Raw genomic sequence first — 3,223 nt, 5'->3', positions numbered from 1 at the left:
TTCATAAAGGTGGTGCCTATGCCTCCCAGGAAAATATATGTATTCATAAAAATACCTCATGTTGAAAAATTTAAATATCTTTACATAACAACTAATTAATAGAACCCGGCTTATCATAGCGAAGGACCATGATGCTGCCACTGCGATCGTTCCAGCTCCAGCGCTTTCTGGTGCTGCACCGCCCGCTCCTGCTGCCGGTGAGTTTCTATCGCGTTCAGCCTTTCGACAACCGGCGCAGCTGCTCGCTCAAACTCTGCACCTGCCTGCTCAAGACCGTGACGCGCTCGTTCAGCGCCGCGTTCTCCCGTTGAATAAGACCAGACATCGTCCGCCATTCCGCGAAGGCGTTCTCCCACTCGTCCAGCCTTTTCGAGTAGTCCTGCTGTAGCTGCTCTAATGCGCTCAGCAACTGTTTTTCCAGCTCCGTCATGTGCTATTTCCCCGCCAGTATCATCCAGCTCGAGTCCTCTCCGAACTGTCCCGCTTCCGGGTTCACCCTCACGCAGCGGCGTCTCTGCTCGCCGCAGGTCGAGAGCTGTACGCCGCTGTTCCTCTCTGACAGCATGGCCTGCGTGCTCTTCTGCTCCCGGATGGTCGTATAGTTCTCGAGTATCTGCTGCCCCTGCCACCACAGAATGCCCGCGCTCGACGCTATCAGCAGCGCGGAGACCAGAACGATGGTCAGCCACGTCTGGCTGACCATGCGCAGCATCCCTTTCGTGCGCTGGCTCATGGCTGAGGACAGCTTCCGGTCGTGGTCGAGGATGGCGGCGCTGATTCTCTTCTCGCTTTCGCTCAGTTCCGCTCTGACAGACTTCTCGTGCTCGCTGAATGCGGCTTTCAGCATCTCGCCGGTAGTCTGCTGCTGCGCTTTCGATTTCTGCTCTAAGTCCTTCGCCAGCGTTAAAAGACTGTTCATAGATGGCTCCCTTCAGTCGGATGTTTCGCCCCCCGTCCGGGTCGGCAATGCTGATGCTGCTTTTTGTGGTGCGCACCACCTCAAAACCTGCGCTTTCCAGCGCCTCAGTGACGTCCTGACGCGTTTTCAGCTCCCCGGATGAGGCAAGGGCAAGCAGGCCGCTCGTAATCGCCTGGGCGGCTTCCTGCTTCGCTTCCGGCAGCGCGGAAGGCGAGACCAGCACCCGCCGGTTCTCCGGCGCGTTCGGGTCATGCAGCCCCAGCCTGCCGTTCACTATGGTCTGCCAGGCATCGATGCGCGGACGGTCGGCGCGGTCGTAATACGGCTGTAGCCGCTTGCCGGTCAGAAGCTCCGTGTTCGGGATCAGGAAGTTCAGCTCCAGCCGCCCCTTGTCCCGGTGCTCAACCCACAGCACGCTGTACTGGTCTTTATCGAGTCCGGGCATCAGAACCCGCTCGAAACTCGCCATCAGCTTTTCGCGCTGGCCGGGCGGTAAATCCTGTTCGGCAAAAGACAGAACGCCGGAAGTGTACTTTTTGGCGTAGGGCGAGGCGTCGATAAGCTCCCGGACTTCATCCGGCTTCCCCTGCAGAACGCTGGCGCCGTCGCGCTGGCGATCTTTACCCAGCAGATAATCGACCGGCCCGCCGCCGCCGCCGCGCCCCCGAGGATGAAACTTAACGATCATCATCAGCACCCTTTTCCAGTACGGCATGCCGCAACCGCTCGAGTCCGGCATCGATGGCCATCAGCGCGGCGACAATCTGCACGCGGTCGTGTCCGCTTCCACCACCGGCGTTAACCTGGCGGGCAATCTGGTTAAGGTTGTTCCCCATGCCGGCAAGCTGACGAAGCAGCGCCGGCGAGATCGACGGAAGTTTGCCGGCGCGTGCGGGCTTCTCGTCCAGGCACGTCTGCCGCATCCAGGCCGCGAGTTGCTTACCCTCGCAGCGCTCCAGCAGACGCCGGTGCTCGTCCTCAGTCACCCACATGGTGAGCATTTTGCTGCGTTTGTCTGCCAATCCGGCCTCCTGATAACGCCGGGACGGACGGGAAATCTTTTCCCGGTCGGCACGGTGTTGGACAAGCCGCAGGCGCGGCAGTGGTTTTAGCGGGTTTCGGGGCGCAGCCCTGAACCAGTCACGTAGCGCTAGCGGAGTGTATACTGGCTAAACATGTTATGACGGAGTGGTAATTTATGAAAGTGCTTCATGTGACAGGGGAAAAATGCGGCTGCCGGGCGTAAGTGCAAAATGCAGGTGGTGATGAAATGACGCCTCCTCGCTCACTCGGTCGCTACGCTCCTGCCGTGAGACTGCGGCGGGCGTTACCAGCTCACAGATTACGGGATAAGCAAATGCCGCTCGAAGCAGGAAAGGCCAAGAAAAGGATGCGGAGTTGCCGTTTTTCCATAGGCTCCGCCCCCCTGACGAGTATCACGAAAATGACGCTCAAATCAGCGGTGGCGAAACCCGATGCGGCTTAAAGATACCAGGCGTTTCCCCCTGGTGGCTCCCTCGTGCTCCCCCGCATTCCTGCCTTTCGGTTTACCGGTGTCATTCCGCTGTTATGGCCGCGGTTTCTCATTCCACGCCTGAAACTCGGTTCCGGGTAGGCAGTTCGCTCCAGGATGGACTGTATGCACGAACCCCCCGTTCAGTCCGACTACCACGCCCGTTCCGGTAACTATCAACTTGAGTCCAACCCGGAAAGACACGACAAATCGCCAGTGGCGGTAGCCATTGGTAACTGGGTTCACGGAGCAGAGATTGTAGAGAATGCCTACAGAGTTCTTGAAGTGAAAGCCTGAGTGCGGCTACACTGAAAGGACAGTTTAGGTATCTGCGCTCCGTGAAAGCCAGTTACCATCGGAACAAAGAGTTGGTAGCTCTGAATTCCGGCAAACGAACCACCGTTGGTAGCGGTGGTTTTTTTGTTTACAGGGAAAAAGATTACGCGCAGAAAGAAAGGATCTCAAGGAAATCCTTTTGCTTTGGCCAATATGCTTCGGTAAAAAGTTAATGCGCAGAAGATTTTGAAAAAATATTAATAACCAAAACTCCAACGCAAATAAGGAACATTCCTGCAATTGCGGGCCAATCAAGTTTTTGACCGCTAACCAACCAACCAGCTAGGCTTATTAGTACAATTCCCGCACCAGACCAAATTGCGTAAGCAATACCGGTAGGTATATTTTCCAATGTTTGGGAAAGCAGATAAAAGGCAGCGCAATAACTTATTGCAGTTCCTACAGACGGCCACAGGCGTGTAAATCCTTCTGAATATTTCATAAAGGTGGTGCCT

3 protein-coding genes are annotated in these 3,223 nt (G+C 56.3%); all 3 read right to left on the bottom strand.

Translation table 11 applies throughout. From position 1 onward, the window contains the following. Positions 1-113: 113 nt before the first annotated feature. Entirely contained in the window at positions 114-1,607 is a 1,494-nt protein-coding gene (gene mbeA, locus KOSB73_RS31540; protein WP_045265544.1) for a plasmid mobilization relaxase MbeA, read from the bottom strand. Beyond that, complete coding sequence (locus KOSB73_RS24110) at positions 1,597-1,920, bottom strand: MobC family plasmid mobilization relaxosome protein (RefSeq protein WP_004193914.1); 324 nt, start codon at positions 1,918-1,920, stop codon at positions 1,597-1,599. Before KOSB73_RS24110 ends, mbeA begins: the two co-directional genes overlap by 11 nt. A gap of 1,017 nt (positions 1,921-2,937) precedes the next feature. Next, on the bottom strand, positions 2,938-3,223 hold a 286-nt coding region (locus KOSB73_RS24090; RefSeq protein WP_106426864.1), incomplete at its 5' end, for an EmrE family multidrug efflux SMR transporter.

Origin of the sequence: Klebsiella grimontii, from assembly GCF_900200035.1 — a bacterium.
In the GTDB taxonomy this organism is placed as follows: Bacteria; Pseudomonadota; Gammaproteobacteria; order Enterobacterales; family Enterobacteriaceae; genus Klebsiella; species Klebsiella grimontii.
This window is presented reverse-complemented; position numbering and strand designations above follow the sequence as displayed.

Coding starts and splice junctions, on each gene's coding strand:
- mbeA (WP_045265544.1), bottom strand. CDS start 1,607: ATGATCGTTAAGTTTCATCCTCGGGGGCGCGGCGGCGGCGGCGGGCCG.
- KOSB73_RS24110 (WP_004193914.1), bottom strand. CDS start 1,920: ATGCTCACCATGTGGGTGACTGAGGACGAGCACCGGCGTCTGCTGGAG.